Origin of the sequence: Actinokineospora globicatena, from assembly GCF_024171945.1 — a bacterium.
Lineage (GTDB): Bacteria > Actinomycetota > Actinomycetes > Mycobacteriales > Pseudonocardiaceae > Actinokineospora > Actinokineospora globicatena.
On record NZ_JAMTCR010000005.1, the window covers coordinates 755,416 to 778,930 of the forward strand.

The 23,515-nt window shown below is 71.6% G+C and carries 20 protein-coding genes; 15 read left to right on the forward strand and 5 right to left on the reverse strand.

Going from position 1 to position 23,515, the window contains the following annotated elements; all coding sequences use genetic code 11:
• The first annotated feature begins 270 nt into the window (after positions 1–270).
• The 5 genes from LV79_RS27215 to LV79_RS27235 all read left to right on the forward strand — a co-directional run bounded on the left by LV79_RS27215 (position 271) and on the right by LV79_RS27235 (position 4,567).
• A complete protein-coding gene (locus LV79_RS27215) occupies positions 271–1,116 on the forward strand; it encodes an alpha/beta hydrolase (protein ID WP_253841068.1) in 846 nt (281 codons plus the stop codon).
• A gap of 51 nt (positions 1,117–1,167) precedes the next feature.
• The gene (locus LV79_RS27220; protein WP_253841069.1) at positions 1,168–2,109 is read left to right on the forward strand and encodes a DUF7847 domain-containing protein; all 942 of its coding nucleotides are present in this window, start codon (positions 1,168–1,170) and stop codon (positions 2,107–2,109) included.
• Positions 2,110–2,257: 148 nt separating this feature from the next.
• Positions 2,258–2,461: an SUKH-4 family immunity protein gene (locus LV79_RS27225; RefSeq protein ID WP_253841070.1), complete on the forward strand. Its 204-nt coding sequence runs from the start codon at positions 2,258–2,260 to the stop codon at positions 2,459–2,461.
• Positions 2,462–2,592: 131 nt separating this feature from the next.
• The gene (cobA, locus tag LV79_RS27230; RefSeq protein ID WP_253841071.1) at positions 2,593–3,804 is read left to right on the forward strand and encodes a uroporphyrinogen-III C-methyltransferase; all 1,212 of its coding nucleotides are present in this window, start codon (positions 2,593–2,595) and stop codon (positions 3,802–3,804) included.
• A 97-nt stretch (positions 3,805–3,901) separates the two neighbouring features.
• Complete coding sequence (locus LV79_RS27235; RefSeq protein WP_253841072.1) at positions 3,902–4,567, forward strand: hypothetical protein; 666 nt, start codon at positions 3,902–3,904, stop codon at positions 4,565–4,567.
• A gap of 90 nt (positions 4,568–4,657) precedes the next feature.
• On the opposite strand, the gene LV79_RS27240 is transcribed toward LV79_RS27235, so the two are convergent.
• Positions 4,658–5,647 carry a helix-turn-helix domain-containing protein gene (locus LV79_RS27240; protein WP_245782288.1) on the reverse strand — a complete coding sequence of 330 codons (990 nt, stop codon included), beginning with the start codon at positions 5,645–5,647 and terminating at the stop codon, positions 4,658–4,660.
• Between the two features lie 349 nt (positions 5,648–5,996).
• Between LV79_RS27240 and aspS the strand changes: the two genes are divergently transcribed.
• The 6 genes from aspS to LV79_RS27270 all read left to right on the forward strand — a co-directional run bounded on the left by aspS (position 5,997) and on the right by LV79_RS27270 (position 13,365).
• Positions 5,997–7,805 carry an aspartate--tRNA ligase gene (gene aspS, locus LV79_RS27245; RefSeq protein WP_253841073.1) on the forward strand — a complete coding sequence of 603 codons (1,809 nt, stop codon included), beginning with the start codon at positions 5,997–5,999 and terminating at the stop codon, positions 7,803–7,805.
• Position 7,806: 1 nt separating this feature from the next.
• Positions 7,807–8,739, forward strand: coding sequence for a DUF389 domain-containing protein (locus LV79_RS27250; protein ID WP_253841074.1), 933 nt, complete (start codon positions 7,807–7,809; stop codon positions 8,737–8,739).
• A gap of 174 nt (positions 8,740–8,913) precedes the next feature.
• Positions 8,914–10,140 (forward strand): hypothetical protein, encoded by a 1,227-nt coding sequence (locus LV79_RS27255; protein WP_301321667.1) that lies wholly within the window; start codon positions 8,914–8,916, stop codon positions 10,138–10,140.
• Positions 10,141–10,222: 82 nt separating this feature from the next.
• Complete coding sequence (locus LV79_RS27260; protein WP_253841076.1) at positions 10,223–11,080, forward strand: SGNH/GDSL hydrolase family protein; 858 nt, start codon at positions 10,223–10,225, stop codon at positions 11,078–11,080.
• 10 nt (positions 11,081–11,090) lie between these two features.
• Positions 11,091–12,191, forward strand: coding sequence for a pyridoxal-phosphate-dependent aminotransferase family protein (locus LV79_RS27265; RefSeq protein ID WP_253841077.1), 1,101 nt, complete (start codon positions 11,091–11,093; stop codon positions 12,189–12,191).
• A gap of 127 nt (positions 12,192–12,318) precedes the next feature.
• Complete coding sequence (locus tag LV79_RS27270; RefSeq protein WP_253841079.1) at positions 12,319–13,365, forward strand: zinc-dependent alcohol dehydrogenase family protein; 1,047 nt, start codon at positions 12,319–12,321, stop codon at positions 13,363–13,365.
• Positions 13,366–13,413: 48 nt separating this feature from the next.
• Here LV79_RS27270 and ssuE read toward each other — a convergent pair whose 3' ends face one another.
• From ssuE to LV79_RS27290, 4 genes are all read right to left on the reverse strand, one after another.
• A complete protein-coding gene (ssuE, locus tag LV79_RS27275) occupies positions 13,414–13,950 on the reverse strand; it encodes an NADPH-dependent FMN reductase (protein WP_253841080.1) in 537 nt (178 codons plus the stop codon).
• 14 nt (positions 13,951–13,964) lie between these two features.
• Positions 13,965–15,176: an acyl-CoA dehydrogenase family protein gene (locus LV79_RS27280; protein ID WP_253841081.1), complete on the reverse strand. Its 1,212-nt coding sequence runs from the start codon at positions 15,174–15,176 to the stop codon at positions 13,965–13,967.
• 12 nt (positions 15,177–15,188) lie between these two features.
• On the reverse strand, positions 15,189–16,316 hold the full coding sequence (gene sfnG / locus LV79_RS27285) for a dimethylsulfone monooxygenase SfnG (RefSeq protein ID WP_253841082.1): 1,128 nt from the start codon (positions 16,314–16,316) through the stop codon (positions 15,189–15,191).
• 233 nt (positions 16,317–16,549) lie between these two features.
• Positions 16,550–17,194 (reverse strand): TetR/AcrR family transcriptional regulator, encoded by a 645-nt coding sequence (locus tag LV79_RS27290; protein WP_253841083.1) that lies wholly within the window; start codon positions 17,192–17,194, stop codon positions 16,550–16,552.
• 320 nt (positions 17,195–17,514) lie between these two features.
• Between LV79_RS27290 and LV79_RS27295 the strand changes: the two genes are divergently transcribed.
• The 4 genes from LV79_RS27295 (at position 17,515) to LV79_RS27310 (ending at position 23,488) form a co-directional block, all read left to right on the forward strand.
• Positions 17,515–18,795: a cytochrome P450 family protein gene (locus LV79_RS27295; RefSeq protein WP_253841084.1), complete on the forward strand. Its 1,281-nt coding sequence runs from the start codon at positions 17,515–17,517 to the stop codon at positions 18,793–18,795.
• A 33-nt stretch (positions 18,796–18,828) separates the two neighbouring features.
• Entirely contained in the window at positions 18,829–20,334 is a 1,506-nt protein-coding gene (locus tag LV79_RS27300; protein WP_253841085.1) for a GMC family oxidoreductase, read from the forward strand.
• A gap of 180 nt (positions 20,335–20,514) precedes the next feature.
• Positions 20,515–21,606, forward strand: a complete 1,092-nt coding sequence (locus LV79_RS27305; protein WP_253841086.1) for an alpha-hydroxy acid oxidase — start codon at positions 20,515–20,517, stop codon at positions 21,604–21,606.
• 445 nt (positions 21,607–22,051) lie between these two features.
• A complete protein-coding gene (locus tag LV79_RS27310; RefSeq protein WP_253841087.1) occupies positions 22,052–23,488 on the forward strand; it encodes a class I adenylate-forming enzyme family protein in 1,437 nt (478 codons plus the stop codon).
• Positions 23,489–23,515: the final 27 nt, after the last annotated feature.

A 23,515-nucleotide genomic window follows, 5' to 3' on the forward strand; every position in this document is an offset into this window, starting at 1 on the left:
AGGCCGAACGCGTGAACGCCGTGCGGCGCCGCGCTGGTGGAATGCCTGTGGCGCTGGGGAAGTGCTGAGCCGGATGGCCGGGGTCGGGTGTCGGGGCGCGGGCTCATCCCAGTTGCCAGTTGGCCGTGGACGCGCAAGTGTTGCGCCGCTTGTGAAGGATCAATGACGGCTTGGGAGCGCTCTCCCGGCAACCGTTTCACTACGGGCGCCCACAGAGCGGTGGTAGACCAATAGGATCCGGCCCAGGGGTCCGTGAGGAGCGGAGAACTTGTGAACACTGCGCGAACTGTTCGGATGTCGCGGCGCTCGGTGCTGGTGGCCGGGGTCGGGCTGGGTGCCGGGCTGCTCGCCGGGTGCCAGCAGCAGCCGGGCCCGGGTGCGCAACCGGACCCCGTCGTGGGCGCCAAGACGTCCACGAGCGACATCCCGCCGGTGGTCACCGGGCGCAACCTGTCCGCGGGCCGCTACCGCGAGGTCGACATCGTCATCATCCGACCGGAGGGCGTGCCGCCGGAGCCGATCCCGGTGTGCATCGCGCTGCACGGCGGCTGGGGCGCGGCCAAGGTCTTCCTCGACTACGGGGTGCCGCAGATGCTGACCCAGATCGTGCGCGACGGGTCGCCGCCCTTCGCGGTGGTCGCGGTGGAGGGCGGCAACTGGATCGGCAACAAGGACGACGACCCGCAGCGCATGCTCAACGAGGACCTGCCCGGCTGGCTCGCCTACCACGACCTGGCCACCACGCCGTTCTCCGTCGTCGGCTTCGGCGAGGGCGGGTCGGCCGCGCTCAACCAGGGCCGCTCGCCCGGGTTCCAGGCCGTCGCCGCGATCAGCCCCACGCTGTTCCCCACCTGGGACGCCGCGCAGCGCGCCAAGATGTTCGTCGACCAAGCGCAGTGGGAGCGGGTGGAGCCGTTGCGGCACACCATGGAGCTGGGCAAGACCCCGATCGGCCTGTGGTGCGGCGCCGACGACCCCGAGCGGCTCGACCTCACCAAGCAGCTGGCGCAGCGGGCCAAGGCGGTCAAGACCGCGTTCGACCCCGGCGGCCACGACGACGCGTACTTCCGCCGGGCCATCCCCGAGGCGCTCAAGTTCGTCGCGGGCTACCTGTAGCCTGCGAGTCGGCGCGCCGTCCGCGCCGACAACGACCTGGGGACCACGCGAATGACCGATCGACCCGATCAGCCGGAGCAGCCGAGCGGACCGGAGCCGACCCCGGCGCCGCAGGCGCCGACCCGCACCGACCACACCGGTGCGATCCAGCTCGGCATCGTCCCGTTGCGGCCGTTGACGCTGCCGGACTTCGTCAGCGGCACGGTGGGGGCGCTGCGGCGCAACGCGCGCGCACTGCTCGGGGTGTCGCTGCTGGTCGCGGTGGCGGGCGAACTGCTGCGGCTGCTGGTGAGCACGCTGGTGCTCGGCGAGGTCCCCGTGCTGGAGGAGTTCAAGCCGGGTGCCACGGTCGACTGGGACGCGCTGTACCCGTACGCCACGGACCTGGCCATCAGCATGGTCAGCATCCTGCTGCTGAGCATCCCGCTCACCGCCGTGGTCAACGTCGTGGTCCCGCGCGCGGTGTTCGGCCACACCACCAGCGCCCGGCACGCGTTGCGCGAGGCCCTGCCGCACCTGGGTCGGTTGGCGCTCGTCACGCTGGTCACGGTGCTGATCTACGGCGGGCTCATCGCCCTCGCCGTGCTCGTCCTGACCGCCGGGGGCGGCGCGGGCGCGCTGATCGCGCTGCCGCTGCTCGTCGGAGCCCTCTACCTCGCCGTCGCCTTCACCTTCGTCGGATCCGTGGTCGTGGTCGAGGGCCTGGGCCCGATCGCCGCCCTGGACCGCTCGCGCACCCTCGTCCACACCACCGGCTGGTGGCGCCTGGCGGGCCTCTCCGTGCTGCTCAACGTCGTCCTCGGCCTCTTCGGCATGGTCGTCACCGCGCTGTTCACCCGCCTCAGCGGCGCCAGCCTCCTCGGCGACACCCTCGCCGTCATCCTCACCGGAACCCTCACCGGCGTCATCACCATGGTCTTCCAGTGCCTCTGGTACGTCGACTACCGCGCCAGGGCCGAGGGCATCGAGGGCCTCTGGGTGAAGGCGGGCTGAACACCGGACGACCGGCTCTCGCCCGTTCGGCCCAACCGCTTCCGCCCCGTTCCGACCTGTCCGAGGTGCACACCCGCGCGTTGACCGACTGGGGCGTGCCGAACATGCCCGACGACTTCCTCAGCCCCGCGGCGCTGACCGACCCGGCGTGGTCAACTCCTCCGTCGGCCAGTTCCTCGAGGTCGCGTGGCGGTGGTACTGGTTGACCGAGCTGCTCGACCACGAGAACTTCGACGAGTTCGTCGACGAGGACAGCGAGCTGGTGTTCTTCGACTTCCTCCGCTGCGCCGACCCGCTCTCGCTCGAGGACGAGCGGGGGACGTTGTGGGGGAACCAGCTGGAGGACGACTGAGCCGTTGGTCCCAGCGGGCGCGCCGGGCACCGGGGGACGCGCTGGCCACCGGCTGAGGCGGTCGTTCGCTCCGTCACACTGTCGGGCGGCGGTTGCGGGTTCGCGGCGGGGGAGCGGGCATGCTGTCCGGCATGGCAGTCGAGCAGCACTACCTCGCCGGGTTGGACCTGGCCGGGCGTCGCGTCGTCGTCGTCGGCGGTGGGACGGTGGCGCAACGGCGGTTGCCCCGCTTGGTGCGGTCCGGCGCGGTGATCGAGGTGGTGTCCCCGGAGGCGACGCCGTCGGTGGAGGCCATGGCCGACGCGGGTGAGGTCACCTGGCACCGGCGGGTCTACCAGGCCGGTGATCTCGCGGACTCCTGGTACGTCCTGTGCTGCACGTCCGACACCGCCGTCAACGCCGCAGTAGCCGAAGAGGCTGAGCGGACACGGGTTTTCTGCGTGCGCGCGGACGCCGGTAGCGCCGGTAGCGCTGTCACGCCCGCGACCGGTGATCACGACGGTCTGCTCGTCGGCGTACTCGCGGGTGGTGAGCACCAGAGGTCCGCTGCCATCCGCGACGGTCTGCTCGACGCGCTCCGGGAAGGCCGGATCGCGGACCAGGAACGGGAACCCGCCGGGGTGGCGTTGGTCGGTGGCGGCCCGGGTGACCCCGAGCTGATCACCGTGCGCGGCCGCCGGTTGTTGGCCCGCGCGGACGTCGTGATCGCCGACCGGCTCGGTCCCCGGGACCTGCTCGACGAACTCGCCCCCTCGGTCACGGTGATCGACGCCGCGAAGATCCCGTACGGGCGCTCCGCGAGTCAGGACGCCATCAACGATGCGTTGGTGGCGCACGCCAAGGCGGGCAAGTTCGTGGTGCGGCTCAAGGGCGGCGACCCGTACCTGTTCGGTCGTGGGTTCGAGGAGTTGATCGCGTGCGCTAAGGCAGGCGTGCCGATCACCGTGGTGCCGGGCGTGACCTCGGCGTTCGCGGTCCCGGCCGCCGCCGATGTCCCGGTGACGCACAGGGGTGTCGCGCACGAGGTCGTGGTCGTTTCAGGGCACATCGGCCCGGACGACCCGAACACGCTGACCGACTGGTCGGCGCTCGCGCGCCTCGGCGGGACCATCGTGGTGATGATGGGCGTGGACAAGCTCGCGGCCATCGCGAAGGTCCTGATCAGCGGCGGGCGCGACGCCACGACCCCGGTCGCGGTCATCCAGGAGGGCACCACCCGGTCGCAGCGCGTCCTGCGTTCCACATTGGACCGCGTGGCCGGTGACCTGGTGGAAGCGGGCATCCGGCCGCCCGCGGTGACCGTGATCGGCCCCGTCGCGGACCTACGTACCGCGCTCTCTTAGCAGAACAATCAGTACCCGTACTGCGACGACTACGGATTGTTCCGCGTATGTCCGGACGGTGATGGTGAGGGTCCGCAACTCAGAGGAGACCCTCACCGTGGCCTACGCGATCGACCCCTTCCTCAGCCCGAGCACGAGCCCGGGTGACTTCACCCTGTCCGTCGAGCCGCTGTCGATGCGCGTGGGTAGGCCCGGTAGCGCTACCGCCGTCGTCGTGACGAGGGCGGGCGCGGAGGGGCACACGCTGACGATGTCGGTCACCGGGCTGCCCTGCGGCGCGTTGGCGACCTTCGAGCCCAAGGTTGTCGAAGCGGGTGAAACGACCCACCTCACCATCGCGATATCAGAGAAGGCGAGCCCGGGCGTCTACCCCGTCACCGTGCACGCCACGGCGCCCAACGGCATGACGGCGCGCGGCTACGTGTCGCTGACCGTGGACGACGCCACGACCCACGACGGCATCCGGGTGCGGCTGGCGCCCGAGGAGTCGACGACGCAGCCGGGCTTCCTCACCCAGACGCGCGTCACCGTCTCCACGGACGAGCCCGTGGAGCTCAGCGTCGGCGGCGTCCCACCGGGGACCCGGGCCACGTTCAGCCCGGCGCGGTTGCCCGTCGGTGGTGGCGCCTGCACTCTGTGGATCTTCACCAGCCCGTCCGCCGCCCCCGGCGCCTACCCCGTCGTCGTGACGGCGACAGGAGCGCACGGGCGCGTCGGCGAGGCCATCTTCACCCTGACCATCACCGGGTGGGACCGGCCCTAGGGCCGGTCCCCCAGCGGTACTGCTAGGTCGAACTGCACTGCTGGGCCAAATCTGCACTGCTTGGTCGAACGCACGGCTGGGCCGGACTTGCTAGTCCGGCCACTCCCACCGCACGCAGAGGATCCCGGGACCGAAGTCCAGGGCCACCGCGTGCGCCTTGCCGTCCAGCGTGACGTCGAGCTTGCGCCGGTTGGTCACCTGGTCGTCCATGTCGACGGTGTACTGCTCCAGGTACGCCGGTAGCGCCCTGGGGTCGAAGCGCAGTTCGAGGACGAACTCGCGCACCGGCCCGGGGAACTTGCGGCAGTAGCTGTCGTCGCCGCGCGAGTAGGGCGGTCCCGGGTGCCGCAGCACGTAGTCGACGATCGTCGTCTCGCCGCGGTTGAGCGGCTGGTCGAGCAGGATCTCCGCGGCCACGAGGCCCGCGGTGGGGTCCTGCGCGACCCGGCCGATGCGGCAGGTGTCGCCCGCGACGATCTCGGGGAAGGGTCTGCCGGGCACCTCCAGGTCGTAGACCAGCAGCGTGCGATCGGCCCCGTCCCGCTCGGCGCGGAATACCTGGCGGATGTTGAGGGCCTTCTCGCCGCGGTCGACGGCGATCTCCATCTTGTCGTGCTGGCTGATCTTGGTCAGCGCGCTGTCTGTCGTGTAGTCGATGCGCTTGAGCAGGTGCGACACCGGTTCGCTGTTGCCCCACAACGCCTCGACGGTCAGCCGGGAGGACTCCCGGTTGACCCTGCCGCGCGGCCGCGGTGGGCCGAGCAGCGCGATCAGCGAGCCGGTGGGCACCCCGAGGACGTCCTCCAGATGGCCGAGCGCGGCCAACGACTCCGCGCGCTCGGGCCTGCGCCGACCGGACTGCCAGTAGCTCAGTGCGGTGACGCTGATCGACACGCCTCGCGCGCGCAGCCGGTACTGGATCCGGTCGAGGCTCAGACCGCTGGCCTGGATCGCCGACCGCAACGCCGTGGGGAACGCGTCGGCCGCCAGCGACTCGGGCTGCTCGGCCGTCAACGCATGGCGGACACTCCCGTTCTGGTGAAGCTCACGAACTGGCTCGCGGGTGATACCGCTACCCATGTTCACTCCCTGGGTTACCCCTTACGCCCTGACGGTCACATTACGTCTTAGGGGCCTCGCTGGGTAGCGCCAGTGTTAATTCATGGGTAACCGGATCACTCCTGGCGGTCACCGGATAGCCTGAACGGGGCCGGTGCTATACCCCTGAACGGTCCATGAGAGCCGTCCATAGGGTCCACCGGGACCGTTCCCATTCCCAGTCATCGCCGCACGTCGCGACCCCGCGGCGGGGCACGGCAAACCTGGTAGACGGGGACCCCGGCCGGTTGGCTAGCCTGACCTTCTGGCGCGGTACCGCGATGCCGGTGACCCGCGCCGTTCCCGAGATCTGGACTAGGAGAGGCACACCGTGATCCGCACGCACGAGGCCGGGACCCTCCGAGCCGAGAGCGCTGGGCAGACCGTCACCCTCACCGGGTGGGTGGCGCGCAGGCGCGACCACGGCGGCGTCATCTTCATCGATCTGCGCGATGCCTCGGGCGTGTCGCAGGTCGTCTTCCGCGAGGGCGAGATGGCCGAGCGCGCGCACCGGCTGCGCGCCGAGTTCTGCGTCAAGGTCGTCGGCGAGGTCGCCGCCCGCCCCGCGGGCAACGAGAACCCCGAGATCCCGACCGGCGCGATCGAGGTGCTGGCCGTCGAGCTGGAGGTGCTCAGCGAGTCCGCGCCGCTGCCCTTCCCGCTCGACGACCACCTGACCGTCGGCGACGAGGTCCGCCTCCGCTACCGCTACCTCGACCTGCGCCGCAGCGTCCCCGCCAAGGCCCTGCGGCTGCGCAGCGAGGTCAGCCGGGTGGCCCGCGACGTGCTCAACGCCGAGCGGTTCGTCGAGGTGGAGACCCCGACGCTGACCAGGTCGACCCCCGAGGGCGCCCGCGACTTCGTGGTGCCCGCGCGGTTGCGGCCCGGCTCCTGGTACGCGCTGCCCCAGTCCCCGCAGCTGTTCAAGCAGCTGCTCATGGTCGGCGGCCTGGAGCGGTACTACCAGATCGCCCGCTGCTACCGCGACGAGGACTTCCGCGCCGACCGGCAGCCGGAGTTCACCCAGCTCGACATCGAGATGAGCTTCGTCGACCAGGAGGACGTGATCGCGCTCGGCGAGCGCGTCATCGGCGCCATCTGGCGCGAGCTCGCCGACCACGACATCACCGCCCCGCTGCCCCGGCTGACCTACGCCGACGCGATGGCCCGCTACGGCTCCGACAAGCCCGACATCCGCTTCGCCGTCGAGCTGACCGAGCTGACCGAGTACTTCGCCGAGACCCCGTTCCGGGTGTTCCAGGCGCCCTACGTCGGCGCCGTGGTGATGCCCGGTGGCGCGTCCCAGCCGCGCAAGCAGCTCGACGCGTGGCAGGAGTTCGCCAAGCAGCGCGGCCACAAGGGCCTGGCCTACGTGCTCGTCGGCGAGGACGGCACGCTCGGCGGCCCGGTCGCCAAGAACCTGTCCGAGACCGAGCGCGAGGGCCTGGCCAAGGCCGCGGGCGCCGAGCCGGGCGACTGCGTGTTCTTCGCCGCGGGCAACCCCAACGACGCGCGCGCGCTGCTGGGCGCCGCCCGGCTGGAGATCGGCCGCCGCAGCGGCCTGATCGACGAGTCCGCGTGGGGCTTCGTGTGGGTCGTCGACGCCCCGATGTTCGAGGAGGCCGCCGCGGCCCAGTCCGCCGGTGACGTCGCCGTCGGCGGTGGTCGCTGGACCGCGCTGCACCACGCGTTCACCTCGCCGACCGCGGAGTGGATCGACCGGTTCGACCAGGACCCGGGCAACGCCCTGGCCTACGCCTACGACCTCGTGCTCAACGGCAACGAGATCGGCGGCGGCTCGATCCGTATCCACAACAAGGACGTCCAGGAGCGGGTCTTCTCGGTCATGGGGCTCGACCAGGCCGAGGCGCAGGAGAAGTTCGGCTTCCTGCTCGACGCCTTCGCCTTCGGCGCGCCCCCGCACGGCGGCATCGCCTTCGGCTGGGACCGGCTGGTCATGCTGCTGGCCGGGTTGGACTCGATCCGCGAGGTCATCGCCTTCCCGAAGACCGGCGGCGGCTTCGACCCGCTGACCGCCGCGCCCGCGCCGATCACCGCCGAGCAGCGCAAGGAGGCGGGGGTGGACTTCAAGCCCGCCAAGCCCGCCCCGCAGGCCGAGGCCGCGCCCACCCAGGCGTGACTTGCTGCACCTGAGGGTCCTGTGCCCCGCTGAGAGCACCGAGCGGGCGCTGGAGGTGCTGCGCGCGCACCCCGGCGCCACGCACCTCGTGCTGTTCCCCGGGGCCGCCGTGGACCCCGCGGGCGACGTCATCGAGGCCGACATCGCCCGCGAGGCCACCGACGAGGTCCTGGCCGCGCTGTGCGGCTTGGGCCTCGACCGCCACGGCGGCATCACCCTGGAGCAGATCGACACCGCGCTGTCGGACTCCGCCGACCGGGCCGAGGAGGCCGCGCCGGGGCAGGCCGCCGACGCGGTCGTGTGGGAGGAGCTGCTCGCCCGCACCGGCGAGGAGTCGCGGCTCAACGCGACCTTCGTGGCGTTCCTGACCATCGCCTGCCTGCTCGCCGCGGTCGGGGTGGTCACCGACTCCGCCGTGACCCTCGTCGGCGCCATGGTCGTCGGACCGGAGTTCGGGCCGCTGGCCGCGCTGGCGGTGGGACTGGTCCGCCGCCGCGCCGACCTGGCGCGCCGGGCCGCCACCGCGCTGCTGGTCGGCTTCCCGGTGGCGATCGCGGCCGCCGCGGTGCTGACCTGGCTCGGCAACCAGGCCGGGTGGCTCGACGCCCGCGCGATCAGCGGCGACCACGAGGTCGACTTCGTCTACCAGGTGGGACCCTGGTCACTGGTCGTCGCCGTCCTCGCGGGCGCCGCCGGGATGCTGTCGATGACCTCGGCGAAGTCGGCCGCCCTGGTCGGCGTGTTCATCTCGGTGACCACGGTGCCCGCCGCGGGCTACATCGGCGTCGCCGCGGTGCTCGGCCAGTGGGACAAGGTGCTCGCCTCGGCGGGGCAACTCGGGGTAAACCTGGTGGGGATCGTGATCGCGGCGGCCGTCGTGCTGCTCACCCGCAGGCGGGCGGCCGCGCGGACCAGGCCCCTGACCCGGGGGTGAACCTCCCACCCGGTGGGAACCCTGTCGTGGGGTACCCACCGGACACCGCGGGAGTGCTGTGATTTCTTGGCAGGTCGCTCGTCGCGGAGCCCGTTCGACCACTACGGTCTTCTCGGCGAGAGTGCTGACCGGGCCGCCACCGGCCCCCTACGATCGGGAGCAGGGTCAGAGGAGATGAGTGTGGAGATCGCCGCCGATCCGCCGGGCACCGGCGAACCGGACGGCCCAGGCGAATCCGAGCAACTCGCGAGCGCGGAGGTGCTGGCCACGGTCGTGGCCGCCGAGTCCGTGCTCAGCAAGCGCTTCGGCGCGCGCATCCACCTCGCCGAACCGGAGGACCTCGGCGGCAGTGAGCGCTCCATCGTGCTGCGGGTGAAGGTCGCCGCCAGCCCGTTCTCCCTCCCGCGCACCCTCGCGGTCAAGCGCTACGTCCGCCCGGCTGGCGGGGCCACCCGCGACAGCTGGGTCCGCGAGGCCGTCAGCTACCAGCTGTTCACCGCCCTGGCCGCCGAGGACCGGATGTGCCCGGAGCTGTTCGCCCACGACAGCGGCACCAACCTGCTGGTCATGGAGGACCTGGGGCGCGCGCCGACGCTGGCCGAGAAGCTGCACGGCGACGACGCCCGCGCCGCTGAGGGCGCCCTGCTGTCCTGGGCGCGGTCGCTGGGCCGGCTGCACGCGTCCACCGCGGGCCGCGAGGCCGACTTCGACGCGCTGCTGCGCAGGCTCAGCCCGCCCAAGTCCAAGGACCCGCTGACCGTCGACGGCCCGATCGCCGTGGAGGCGCTCCCGCTGCTGCTCGATGCCGAGTTCGGCGTGGCCACCCCGGCCACCGCGTGGGACGCCGCCCGGCGGACCCTGGGGCTGCTCGACACCGCGCGGCACCGGGCGTTCAGCCCGTCGGACTCCTGCCCGGACAACAACCTGATCACCAACCGCGGCGTCCGGTTCCTCGACTTCGAGGGCGGCTGCGTGCGGAACATGATGTTCGACGCGGCGTACCTGACCGTGCCGTTCCCGTCGTGCTGGTGCGCCTACGCGCTGCCACCGGGGATGACCGACGCGATGCTGGCCGCCTGGCGGGCCGAGGTGCGGGTCATGTGGCCCGACCTCGACGACGACGCCGTGCTCGGGCCCCGGCTGCTCGACGCGCAGCTGTTCTGGGTGTGGCTGACCACCTGGCAGTTCCTCACCGTGCCCGACCTCGAGCAGCTGGGCTCCGGCGGCTCGGTGCCCCGGCCGCACCAGGCCGACGTGCTGGTGGCCCGCTGGACCGGGTTGGCCGCGTCCGCGCGCCGCGCCAGGGTCGCCGCGGTCGCCGAGCACGCGGAGGCCGTCGTCGCGGGGCTGACGTCCCGGTTCGGCGAGCGTTCGCTGCCGCTCTACCCGGCGTTCGACTGACACCGAAGTCTTCGCCGGGCCGACCCCGCCAGGACACCGCGATCTCACCGCCGGTGAGCCAGCGGGTCGCATCGTTGTCCGCGTGACCGCGCTGGGGATCGAACGCAGCACACCACCGACCCTCGACCCGCCATCCCCCCTCCCGCCGACGTGGACCGCGAGAACGCTCGCCGTGCTCGGCGACTCGACCACCGTCGGCATCGGCGACCCGCTGCCCGGCGGCGGCTGGCGCGGGGTCGGCGTGCTGCTGGCCGCCGCGCTCGGCGCCGAGGTGCACAACGCGTCGGCTCCCGGTGCCCGCATCGGCGACGTGCGCGCCAAGCAGCTGCCGTTGGCGTTGGCCGCTGAGCCTGAGGCCGCGGTGGTCATCGCGGGCATGAACGACACGCTGCGGTCGGACTTCGACCCGGTCGCTATGCGCGCCGACCTCGCGCACGTCGTGACCTCGTTGCAGGCGCGCGGCGCCGTGGTGGTGCTGGTGCGCTTCCACGACCACGCCCGCGTGTTCCGGATGCCCGCCTCGCTGCGCCGGGCGCTGCGCACCCGGATCACCCGGCTCAACGCGGTGATCGACGCCGTCGTCGCCGACACCGGCGCGCCCCTGGTCGACCTGGACCTGGTGCCCGGCGCGTACGACCCGGTGACCTGGAGCGTGGACCGGCTGCACCCGTCCGAGCTCGGGCACCGCATGCTCGCCAAGGGGTTCGCCGAGCAGTTGGCCGGTCGCGGCTGCGCGGTGCCCACCCCGGTCAGCCTGGTCTGCGAGGGCGGGCTGCGCGCCGGTCCGCTCGCGCACGTCGCCTGGCTGCTGCTCAAGGGCATCCCGTGGCTGTGCAAGCGCGGCGGTGACCTGGTGCCCCACGCCCTGGGGATCATGCTGCGCGGCCGCCGCCACTCACCCTGTGGACAACTCGACGTGGACCCCCTCGCCCATCCGTAGAGTTCCGGGCATGGCACTGGTAGACCGCACCCTGCTCGGCCCGGGACCGTCCAACCCCTACCCGGAGGCGACGGCCGCGCTGGCCGCACCGCTGCTGGGGCACCTGGACCCGGAGTTCCTCCGCGTGCTCGACGAGACCTGCGACCGGCTGCGCCGCGTGTGGGGCACGCACAACGCGCGCACGCTCCCGTTGTCCGGCACGGGTTCCATCGGCATGGAGGCCGCGTTCGCGAACTTCGTCCGCCACGGTGACGTCGTCGTGGTCGCGGTGAACGGCCTGTTCGGCGAGCGGATGGTCGACGTCGCGAGCCGCTACGGCGCGAACGTGGTGCGCGTCGACCACGACTGGGGCACCCCGGTGGACGTGGAGCGGGTGCTGGCCGCGCACCCGGAGCCATCCCTGGTGGCCGCCGTCCACGCCGAGACCTCGACCGGCGTGCTCAGCGACATCCGGGCGCTGTCGCTGGCGGTCCACAAGCGCGACCAGCGCACCCTCGTCCTCGCCGACTGCGTGACCTCCCTGGCGGGCATCGAGGTCGCCATCGACGCCTGGGACGTCGACCTGGCCTACTCGGGCACCCAGAAGTGCCTCGGCGGCGCTCCCGGCCTCTCCCCGTTCACCGTCTCCCCCCGCGCCTGGGACCGCCGCGTCCAGCGACCCCCCACCTGGTACCTCGACCTCAACCTCATCGGCGCCTACGTCGACGGCTCCACCGGCGGCCGCACGTACCACCACACCGCCCCCGTCGCCATGATCGCCTCCCTGCACGCCGCCCTGGGCCGGGTGCTGGAGGAGGGCCTGGAGCAGGTGTGGGCCCGCCACCACGCCGCCGGAACCCTGCTGCAGCAAGGGTTGCAGGACCAGGGCCTAGAGCTCTTCGCCGCCGAAGGCCACCGCCTCCCCGAACTCACCACCGTCCGCGTCCCCGCGGGCGTCGACTCGGCCAAGGTCCGCCAAATCCTCCTCACCGAATACGGCATCGAGATCGGCGCGGGCGCAGGCGCCTTCGCCAGCTCCGTCTGGCGCATCGGCCTCATGGGCCACAACGCCCGCCCAGACCGCGTCGAACTGGTCCTCGGCGCCCTACGATCCGCCATCGCCAAGGTCTGACGCTCAGGGCTGGAGCGTGCGTTTGGCCGTCACGGCCGGACGTGGTTCGCGCCATCGGTCTCGCGCTGCCTCGGAACGTCAAGCGCGCCAGGGAAAGTCCAGATTTGTCTACTGTGGAGGGTTGAGTATGCGCGGGACTGTGTTGCACGGGGCTGGGGATGTGCGGTTGGCGGAGTTCCCCGATCCGGCGGTGCGGCTTCCGACTGACGCGGTGGTGCGGGTGGTCGCGTCCTGTGTGTGTGGTTCGGATCTGTGGGGGTACCGGGGGATCTCGCCGGTGGCGGAGCCGAAGCGGATGGGGCATGAGTTCGTCGGTGTGGTCGAGGAGGTCGGTGCCGAGGTCACGACGGTGCGGCCTGGTGACTTCGTCATCGCGCCGTTCGCGGTGAGTGATGGCACCTGTGTGCACTGTCGCAACGGTATCCACACCTCCTGCGAGCGCGGCGGTTACTGGGGCGGTCAAGCGCGGGTCGGGCACGACATCGACGGTGGTCAGGCCGAGTACGTGGTCTCCCCGTTCGCCGATGGCACGTTGGTCGCGACCCCGGAGGTCCCCGACGACGCCCTCGTGCCCAGCCTCCTGACCCTCTCCGACGTCATGGGCACCGGTCACCACGCCGCCGTCGCCGCCGGAGTGAGCCCCGGGGACAAGGTCGTGGTCGTCGGCGACGGTGCCGTTGGCCTCTGCGCTGTTCTCGCCGCCGCCCGGTTGGGTGCCGAGCGGGTCGTCGCCATGTCCCGGCATGCCGACCGCCAAGCCCTCGCCCGGACCTTCGGTGCCACCGACATCGTCGCGACCCGGGGTGACGAGGGTGTGGCCGAGGTCAGGGACCTGCTCGGCGGCGGCGCCGACGCGGTCCTGGAGTGCGTCGGTACCAAGGAGTCGATGGACCAGGCCCTGCACACCGTGCGCCCCGGTGGTCGTCTCGGCTACGTCGGCGTCCCCGCCGGTGGTCCCGAGTTCCCGGTCCGCCACCTGTTCAGCAACAACATCTCCGTCCGCGGCGGTGTTGCGCCTGTCCGCGCCTACCTGCCCGAACTCCTGGCCGCCGTCCTCGCGGGCGAGATCAACCCCGGCCCGGTCTTCGACGCCGAGTACGCCCTCGCCAGCGTCGCCGACGCCTACACCGACATGGACAACCGCAAGGTCATCAAGCCCCTCCTGCGCCCGTGAACCCAGGGGAGCGGCGCCCACCGAGACCGATGGGCGCCGCACCACCCCCTAGATGGCAGGCACCGGTAAGACCCGCGAGAACGTGTCGACCACCGACAGCAGCGGCGCCTCGGCGTCCGGGTGCAGCACCACGCCCGCGGAGGTGACGTCGATGTGCCGGTCCAGCACGAACCACCCCGGCACGATGTGGTGCGCCCCGAGGGACGACAGCACCGGCCGCAGCGCGTAGTCCAACGCCAGCACGTGCGCCGGGCTCCCACCGGTCAGCACCGGTAGCGCTGTCTTGCCCGCTAGCGCGAACTGCGGCAGCAGGTCCAGCAGTGTCTTGAGCAGCCCCGAGTACGCCGCCTTGTAGACCGGGGACGCGACCACCACCCCGTCCGCCGCCTCGATCGCCGCTGTGACGTCCGCGATCGCCGGGTCGGCGACGTCGGCGTGCAGCAGCGCGGCCGGTGGCAGGTCGCGCACCAGCACCAGGCGCACGTCGTGGCCGTGGGCGCGCAGGTGCTCGGCGAGGTGCGCGGTCAGCGCCGCGGTCCGGGAGGTGGCCGACGGGCTGCCGGAGAGGACGACGATCGAGGACAACGCAACCTCCAGGGTCAGGAGTACCAGGTGGGCTCGGGGATCTCGTCGCGCAGGACGAAGACCCCCACCTCGCGCCGCTTGTAGGCGACCGGGTCGTGCAGGGTGTGGGTGCGGACGTTGCGCCAGAAGCGGTCGAGGCCCTCGCGGGCGGCCGTGGCGCGGGCGCCGGTGACCTCGAAGACGCCGCTGGTGATCTCCAGCGCCACCTCGGTCGCGCGGGCCTTCACCGCCGCGACCCGCACCTCGTGCTCGCCGCGTTCGCGCTCGGTCACCACGTCCGGGTTCTGGTGGATGACCCAGCCCTCGGTGGCGACCTGGTCGGCGAACGCCTCGACCGCCCACAGCTTCGCGGTGAGGTCGCCGTACACGTCGAGCACGTAGGGCTCGTCGACCGAGCGCTCCTGCCCGCCGTGCAGCCACGCCCGCGACTTCTGCACGGTGTAGGCGCGGGCGGTCTCCAGCGCCCCGCGCGCGATGCCGAGGTAGAAGCTCACGAACACCAGTTGGATCGTGGGCACGTTGAGCGTGTTGTAGACGCGCGGCGTGAAGACCTTGTCCACGTACCCCGCCGCCGACGCCCAGTCGACCCGCACCCCGGAGATGGTGACGCTGCCCGACTCGGTCAGCCGCTGGCCGATGTTGTCCCAGTCGTCGTGGAAGGTCAGCCCCTCGGAGTCGGATGGCACGATCGCGAAGATGTGCTTGTCGGTGCCCTCGAGCACGCCCTCCAGCACCGTCAGGTCCGACACCTTGCTCCCGGTGGAGAACGACTTGCGACCGTTGTAGACGATCGTGTCGCCCTCGTCGGTGATGACGACGTCGTCGTCGCGCGGGTTGACGGCCCCGCCGAAGAACAGCCGGTTCTTGGTCGCCAACTCCTCTACCGCCAAGACCTGCTCGGGGGTGCCGACCAGCCGTGCGGCCCAGAACCACAGGTAGTGGTAACCGAGTAGTTGGCCGATAGAGCCATCGGACTTCGCGATCTCCCGCACGACCCGGTACGCGGTGGGCCAGTCCTGGCCGCCTCCGCCGTGCTCGACCGGCCCGAGCAGCGTCACCAGGCCGGATTCCTTGAGCAGCCGCACTTCCGCGTGCGGGGTCTTGCCTTCGCGGTCGCGCTGGACAGCGTCAACGGCCAGCAGCGCCGATACCTCTGCCGCGCGGGCCAGCCAGCCCGTGGCGGTGGTCGGGGTGGACTTGGCCCAGTCGGTCTCAGTGGTGGTCATGGTCCCTGCCTCTCAGCGGGTCACGGGTTCGGGGACACCGGCCCCGCGATCGGCGTCGGCCTCGAGGGCGCGCACGATCGGCAGGACGTGGGTGCCGAAGTACTGGACTTCCTCGTGGTAGTGCAGGAATCCGAGCAGGGCGAGGTCGACGCCGCGCCTGCGGTACTCGACCAGCCGGGTGGCGATCTGCTCGGGTGTGCCGATGAGCTTGGTGCGGAACCCGTCGTTGTACTGGACGAGGTCCTCGAACGACGAGTCCGCCCACATGCCTTTGCCGTCACCGGTAGAGCTACCGGCTTGCTTGACCGCGTCGCGGAACCCGGCGACGGCCTCGGGGTTGGCCTTGGCGACGATCTCGCGCAGCGTCTCGCGGGCCTCGGCCTCGGTGTCGCGGGCGATGAGGAACCCGTTGAGGCCGAAGCGCACCCGCCGCCCGTGCGCGGCTGCGGCGGCCCCGACCTCGGCGACCTGCTCGCTGACGCCGTCGAAGTCCTTGCCGTTGCTGAAGTACCAGTCCGAGACCCGCCCGGCCATCGCCCGCGCCGCGGTGGAGTTGCCGCCCTGGAAGATCTCCGGGTGTGGTCGGTCCGGCCCGGTCAGCGGCTTGGGCTTGAGGTCGAAGCCGCGCAGTCGGTAGAAGTCCCCGGCGAACTGGGCGTCGTCGGTGGTCCAGCTGGCCCGCAGCACCCGGATGAACTCCTCGGCGCGGCGGTAGCGCTCGTCGTGCTCCAGCCACGGTTCACCCAACGCGGTGAACTCGCCCTTGAACCAGCCGGAGACCACGTTCACCGCGGCCCGGCCACCGGAGATGTGGTCGGCGGTGGCGACGAGCTTGGCCAGCACGGCCGGGTGCCACAACCCGGGGTGCACCGCGGCGATGACCTTGAGCCGCTGGGTGGCCAGGAGTAACGCGAGGCTGAAGCTGGTGGACTCGTGCTGGTAGGCCGCGCCGTAGCTGGCCATGTAGCGGACCTGGGTCAGCGCGTAGTCGAAGCCGTTGTCCTCGGCGAGCACGGCGAGTCGCCGGTTGTAGTCGTACGACCAGTCGGTGCGCTGCTCGATGTCGCTGACGACGAGGCCGCCGCTGACGTTGGGCACCCAGTAGGCGAACTGGAGCGGGCTGAGCGGGGTGTCTGGCACGGTGGACTCCACGGGTCGGCCGGGCACGCTGGGCGGACCGGCCCGGCGGGCGCGGTCACGCGGGGTGAGCGGTGCCTAGCGACAGGCCTGGCTGCAGACCCGGGCGAAGTCGACGTGCCTGCGCCTGGTCAGGCGCCTGGCTGGCTTCGCGGTGGACACCCACCTATCCGAACACCGGACCCGCGCGTGGTCAACAGATGACCCTCCGCGTCCACCCGGTGGGACCGGGTGCGCTACGCGGTGGACGGCAGTAGCGCCGGGTCGGTCGCCACCGAGCGCAGCAACCGCAGGATCGCCGCGCGGGAGCGGTCGTAGACGGCCATGTCGTCGTTGAGCACGGAGCTGGCGTTGGCCGTCTCCATGAACGCGATCAGCTCGAACGCCAGCTGCCCGCCGTCGAGCTCGTCGGTCAGCTCACCGGCGGCGGCGGCCTCGGCGAGGGTGCGCTCGACCAGCTCGGCCCAGCGCCCCGACAGCCGCGCCAGGGTGTCGCGGACCCGGCCGGGCTGGGCGTCGAACTCGGCGGAGACGGCGAAGAAGAAGCAGCCGCCGGGGAAGACCCGGCCGCGCGAGTAGTCCTGCCAGCTCAGGCACAGCCGCCACACCTTGGCGACGCCGGGCGGCAGGTCGAGCACCGGCCTGATCACGGTGTCGACGTAGATCTTCAGCGCCGCGTCGATGGTCGCCAGCTGCAGCTCCTCCTTGGAGCCGAACAGGCCGAACACCCCGCTCTTGCTGATCTCCAGGTCGGTGGCCAGCCTGCCGAGCGACAGGCTCGTCAGGCCCTCGACGGAGGCGATCTCGACCGCGCGCGCGACGATCAGCCCGCGGGTGTGGTTGCCCCGCTGGACGCGACCGTCCACTCGAGCCTCGGTCATCGTTGCGCTCTCAGGGATCTAGGTCTCACAAGGGTCTAAGGGCTCTATGCGGAGCCGCTGATACCGGTGGTAGGTACCGGTATCGCACGATCTTACTCCCGTGGCTTCCCGTTCCTGTCATGGTAGCGCGCAGTTTCCGGTGCGGGCGGCGCGTGCGTCTGTCCGAAGGGGACCGCCGGTCCGCTGACGCGGTCTGGACCAGCCGGTACGCTGTACCGAAAATATCCGCACGACCGATCGCACTGTGTGTTAGGCTCGACCGGTCCGGCCGCCGGGCTGCGACGGGGGAGAGCAAGCCGAACCGGTATCCGAGGAGTGTCGTGTCCGCAGATCAAGCCACCGGCCAGTCGTTACCCGCCGAGCACCAGGAGCGCGGGGAGACCTTCGTCTTCCACGCCGCCGACATGCAGGACCCGCACGCGGTCTACGACAAGCTGCGCGCCGAGACCCCGGTGCGCGAGGTGCTGATGCCCAACGGGCTCAAGGTCTGGATGGTCACCAAGCACGCCGACGCCCGCGCGGTGATGGCCGACCGCCGCTTCTCCAGCGACCTGGTGCACGGCCGCAAGCTGGTCGAGACCGGCTCCGACGTCCGCCCCACGCAAGAGGACTACGGTTCGCAGTTCGGCAGGCACATGCTCAACGTCGACCCGCCGGACCACACCCGGCTGCGCCGGTTCATGGCCAAGGCGCTGACGCCGCGGCGGATGGAGGGCCTCAAGCCCAACGTCTCGACCCTGGTCGACGAGCTGCTCGACGCCATCGACCCGACCGGTGAGGTGGACCTGGTCGGCCAGTTCGGCAGCCCGCTGCCGCTGACGGTCATCTGCGACCTGTTCGGCGTGCCCGCCTCGGACCGCTCCGACTTCCACCGCTGGGCGCTGGCCATCGGCACCGACTCCGCCCCGGTCGCGCTGACCTCCGACAACCGCTCGGACGAGGCCAAGTCCTCCGCGGCGGCGATGGCCGGGTACCTGCTGGAGCTCATCGACCACAAGCAGCGCAACCCCGGCGACGACCTGCTGACCGCGCTGATCACCGCGCGCGACGAGGACCAGGCGCTGAGCAGCGTCGAGGTGGTCTCGATGGCCTTCCTCACCCTGTTCGCCGGGCACGAGACCGTGGTCCACCTGATCGGCAACGGGACCCTGTCGCTGCTGACCCACCCCGAGCAGTTGGCGCTGCTGCGCTCGGACCTGTCGCTGCTGCCCAACGCGGTCGAGGAGTTCCTGCGCTACGACGGCCCGGCCAACACCTCGATGATGCGCTACTCCACCGAGGACGTGGAGATCGGCGGCGCGGTCATCCCGGCAGGCTCGTTCGTGGCCACCATCCTGACCTCGGCCAACCGCGACGACGAGTTCTTCCCGCGCGCGGCGACCATGGACATCACCCGGCCGATGGGCGGGCACATGACCTTCGGCCACGGCATCCACTACTGCGTCGGCGCGCCGCTGGCCAGGATCGAGGGCAGGGTTGCCTTCGAGCGGCTGCTCACCCGCTTCCCCAAGCTGCGCCTCGCGGTGGAGCCGGAGGAGCTGGTGTGGCAGTCCAACACCCTCATCCGCGGGCTGAGCAGACTGCCCGTCCTGGTCGACTGACCGTCGACCCCACCCACACGAAGAAGCGGGTTCATGACACACGATGTGATCGTCGTCGGCGCGGGCGCGGCGGGCTCGGTCGTCGCCAGCAGGCTCTCGCAGGACCCGACCTGCTCGGTCCTGCTGCTGGAGGCCGGGCCGCACTACGCCACCGAGGCGCAGTGGCCCGCCGACCTGCTCGACGGGCTCGGCTTCCCGCGCGGCCACGACTGGGGCTTCGCCAGCGCCCCGCTGACCCACGGCGGCCACACCTTCCCCATCCCGCGGGGCAAGGTCGTCGGCGGGTCGACGGCGGTCAACTTCTGCGTCGCGCTGCGCAGCAGGCCGACGGATCACCGCGCCTGGGCGGCCAGGGGGCTGCCGCGCTGGGCGTGGGACGAGGTGCTGCCGGTGTACCAGGCGCTGGAGTCCGACCACGACACCGAGCCGCGCGCGCTGCCCGGTCGCACGCCGGTCCGCCGCTACGCGCGTGAGGAGCTGACCGACTCCCAGGAGCGCTTCCTCACCGCGTGCGAGAAGGCGGGCTTCGCCCTCGTCGACGACCACAACGCCGCCGACTCGCTCGGTGCCGGGCTCACCCCGCTCAACCAGGTCGGCGGCAGGCGCTACAACTCGGCGCTGGTCTACCTGGAGCACGCGGCCCAGCGGCCCAACCTCACCATCCGCCCGGACGCCGACGTCGACACGGTGCTGATCCGCGACGGCCGCGCGGTCGGCGTGCGGTTGGCCTCGGGGGAGGAGATCGCCGCCGAGCAGGTCGTGCTCAGCGCGGGCGCCTACGGCAGCCCGGCCATCCTGCTGCGCTCGGGCGTCGGTCCGGCCGAGCACCTGCGCGAGGTCGGGGTCGACCTCGTCGCGGACGTGCCCGGTGTGGGGTCGAACCTGCTCGAGCACCCGTCCACCCCGGCGCTGTTCGCCACCGCCGAGGAGCACCGCGAGTCCCGCCCCGCCCCGCTGCGCACCATGTTGTCGATCAAGACCAGCCGCGACGAGCCGGACGTGGACATCCACATCCACGCCATGGCGACCATGCCCACCCGCGCGCCAGCCGGTCACCCCACCGGCTTCGACCTGCTGATGACCTCCGCCCTGGTCGCCCCGCACTCCACCGGCTCGGTCCGGCTGCGCTCGCGCGACGCCGCCGACCTGCCCGTGGTGGACACCGGGATCTACCGCGACCCCCGTGACGCCGTCCGGGTCGCCGAGGGGCTGCGGGTGATCCGCAGGCTCGCCGAGCAGTCGCCGCTGGCCAGCCTGCTGGTGGGCGAGCGGGTGCCCGGCCCGGGGATCGCCGACGCCGATCTCGTGGACGCCGTGCACGCCACCGTCGGCACCTACAATCACCCGGTTGGCACCTGCCGGATGGGCCAGGCGGGTGACGCCGACTCCGTCCTCGACGAGACCTGCCGGGTGCGCGCCGTCGACGACCTGCTCGTCATCGACGCCTCCGCGTTCCCGGTGAGCCCCCGGGCGACTACGACCCTGCCGACGCTGATGCTCGCCGAGCGCGCCGTGGCGCTCAACTGGCCGAACCTGTGACTCTCCGCACCCGTGCGGTGACCGGTGGGGACGTCGAAGAGCGTCGCTAAACCGCCGCCAGCGGAGAAAAACGTACGAACGATCGGCCTTGTTGGGTACACTGACGCCCGAGGTCGATCGGCGGGACGACTCCCGGCCGGAGGGCATCGACCACCGGGCGTCAGCGGTTGGGGGACTTTCGTGGCGGAGAGTCAGGGCAACGGCGACATGCTGTCCCTGCTGGACTGGGAACGGGCCGCGCAGGCCCGATTACCCGGGCCCACCTGGGACTTCCTGCAGGGTGGCAGCGGCGCAGAGTTGACCGTCGGCGCCAACCGGACCGCCTTCGACCGCAGGGTGCTGCTCCCCAGGGTGCTCGTCGACGTCACCAAACCGGATCTGGGCACCACCCTGCTGGGTGACTCTGTCCGCGCCCCGATCGCCATCGCGCCGATGGCCTACCACCGGCTCGTCCACCCGGACGGCGAGGTCGCGACCGCTCGCGCCGCCGCCGGGTGCGGCCTGCCGTTCGTGGTCAGCATGTTCGCCAGCCGCACGCTGGCCGACATCGCCGCCGCGACCACCGCCCCGCTCTGGCTGCAGCTGTACTGGCTGCGCCGCCGCGACGCGCTCGCCGACCTCATCGGCCGTGCCGAGGCCGCCGGGGTCCGCGCGCTCGTGCTCACCGTCGACGCCCCCCGGGTGGCGACCAGGCCGCGCGACCTGCGCAGCGGGTTCACCCTCCCGCCCGGCGTCACCGCGGCCAATGTCGACCCGGCGGCCATGGCCGTAGCGCGAATGGGCGAATCCGGTTCCTCGATTCAGAGCCATTCCCGGGAGCAATTCGACGCCACCATCACGTGGGCGGATCTGGCCTGGTTGCGGGATACGACCCGATTGCCGCTTGTGCTGAAGGGAATCCTCACCGCCGCCGATGCCCGGCTCGCCGTCGACCACGGGGTCGACGGGATCGTGGTGTCCAATCACGGCGGTCGCCAACTCGATTCGGCCATACCGGCTATTGACGCGCTCGGCGAGATCGCCGCCGAGGTCGGCCGGGCGGTGCCGGTCTTTGTCGACGGTGGGGTTCGTAGGGGTACCGATGTCCTCAAGGCGCTCGCCATCGGCGCCGCCGCGGTGTTCGTCGGCAGGCCGGTCCTGCATGGACTCGCGGTGGCAGGCGACGTGGGCGTGACCGGCGTTCTGTCCACCCTGCGCGCGGAACTCGAGGAGGCGATGGTGCTCTCGGGCACCCCCGCGCTCACCGACATCGGACCGGCGCTGGTGCGTTAGCACGATCGTCCGCGGCAGACTGTCCATTTCCGACGGATACCACACGATTGGGCATTTCCGGTGTTCGGATCGTCTCATGTGTCTGCTCCGCCCGCGGGTCGGGTGGGCGTTGTACCCCTACTGTTCGCCGCCGTGTATCTACTAGTCGGTATCTGTCTCAAGAGGTCAATCGTTGCGCGTTCATCCATTCTTCCGCTGTTCATTCGATCATTGTCTGACCCTGTGACCGTGCCGACGAAAACCCGTTGCGCGAATCTCTTGCGTTCTCCGGATTGCCGGCAGTAACGTGGATCGCAAGGGGTGAGTTGCCGGGGTCGCTGCCGCGTGGGCGCCAAGGTTTTCACCGTCTGTTGTAGACGTAGCGGTTCGTCTGAGGACGTTGTGCACACCATGTCCGCTATTGGATCTTCATTCCCGATTCCGGTTCCGAATAGGGGGGAACACCATGTCGAGTGAGACCCACTTATCCCCGGTCGCGACCGGGGAGCCCTCGGCTCCGGACACCGGCGAGTGGGTCGGCGAGCTGCTGCTCGGCGGGCCGGAGCGCGAGCTGGCGCTGCACCTCGGCGCCCCGCTCGACCGGCGGGCGCTGCGCGAGCTGGTCGACCAGCGCGAACGCGAGCTGGTCGCGGCCGGGCTCGCTCCCGGTGGGAGCGTCTCGTTGCGACTCCCGCCGTCGCTGGGGTTCGTCACCGTGCTGCTCGCCGCCTGGCGGTTGGGCACCCAGGTGTCCCTCTTGGACTACCGGCTCACCCAGCACGAAGTGGACCAAGCGGTGGCCAGGCTGGCTCCGCAGCTGCTCGTGCAACCGGCGGGACCGGTGTCCGGTGCGCTGCGCGCGCTGTTCGACGTGGAGCCCGTCTACCTGCCCAACCCGGCCGGTGTCCCGGCGGCCACGCCGCACACGTTGATCCAGCTCAGCTCGGGCTCGACCGGGCCGTCGAAGATCATCGGGCGGACCGCCGCCGACGTCATCGCCGAGCTGGACCGCTACAACGCGATCGAGGGGATTCCTCAGCGCGGTGAGCGCGCGGTCGTGCTCGGCTCCATGGTCCACGTGCTCGGTCTGGTCGGTGGTCTGCTGCACGGCCTCAACGCCGGTGTCCCGATGGTCGTGCCGCCCAGGCTCACCATCGACGGCATCCTCAAGGCGCTGGCCGACGGCGACGCGCCGACCACCCTCATCGGGGTCCCGTCGCAGGCGGAGGTCCTGGCCGCCGTCGTGGACCCGCCCGCGCTGCCCGGGTTCCGCCGGATGATCACCGGGGGCGAGCTGGTGCGGCCGGAGCTGTGGCGCGCGCTGACCGAGGGCTACGGCATCACCCTGGGCAACATGTACGGGATGACCGAGCTCGGGGTCATCGCCACCGACATCGAGGGCGCGCACCGGCCCGAGCTGACCCCCGCCCCCGGCATCGCCGTGCGGGTCGTGGACGGCGAGGTCCTGCTCAGCCGCGAGCGCTCCCCCTACCTGGGTCTCGTCGACCCGACCCGCTGGGCCGACGGTTGGCTGCGCACCCGGGACGCGGGCGAGGTCGACGCGGTCACCGGCCGGGTCGTCATCAAGGGCAGGCTCGACTCCCAGGTCTCCATCGGCGGGCTCAAGGTCGACCTCACCGAGGTCGAGCAGACCCTCGCCGACGCGCCGGGCGTCGAGGCCGCGGTGGTGCTCTACGACGAGGGAATCAAGGCGTACGTGTCGGTTTCCGCCGACGCGGCCGGTGGCGCTGTCGACGCGTGGTTGCGGGAGCGGCTCGCCGCCTACAAGCGGCCACGCGCGGTGCACGTGCTCCCGGCCATGCCGCGCACGTCCAGCGGCAAGCTCCTGCGCGACCGAGCCGCGTTGCGCGCGGCCGCCCAACGGGTCGCCGACCAGAACTAGTCAGACCGGTCCCCACCAGGCGCCGCC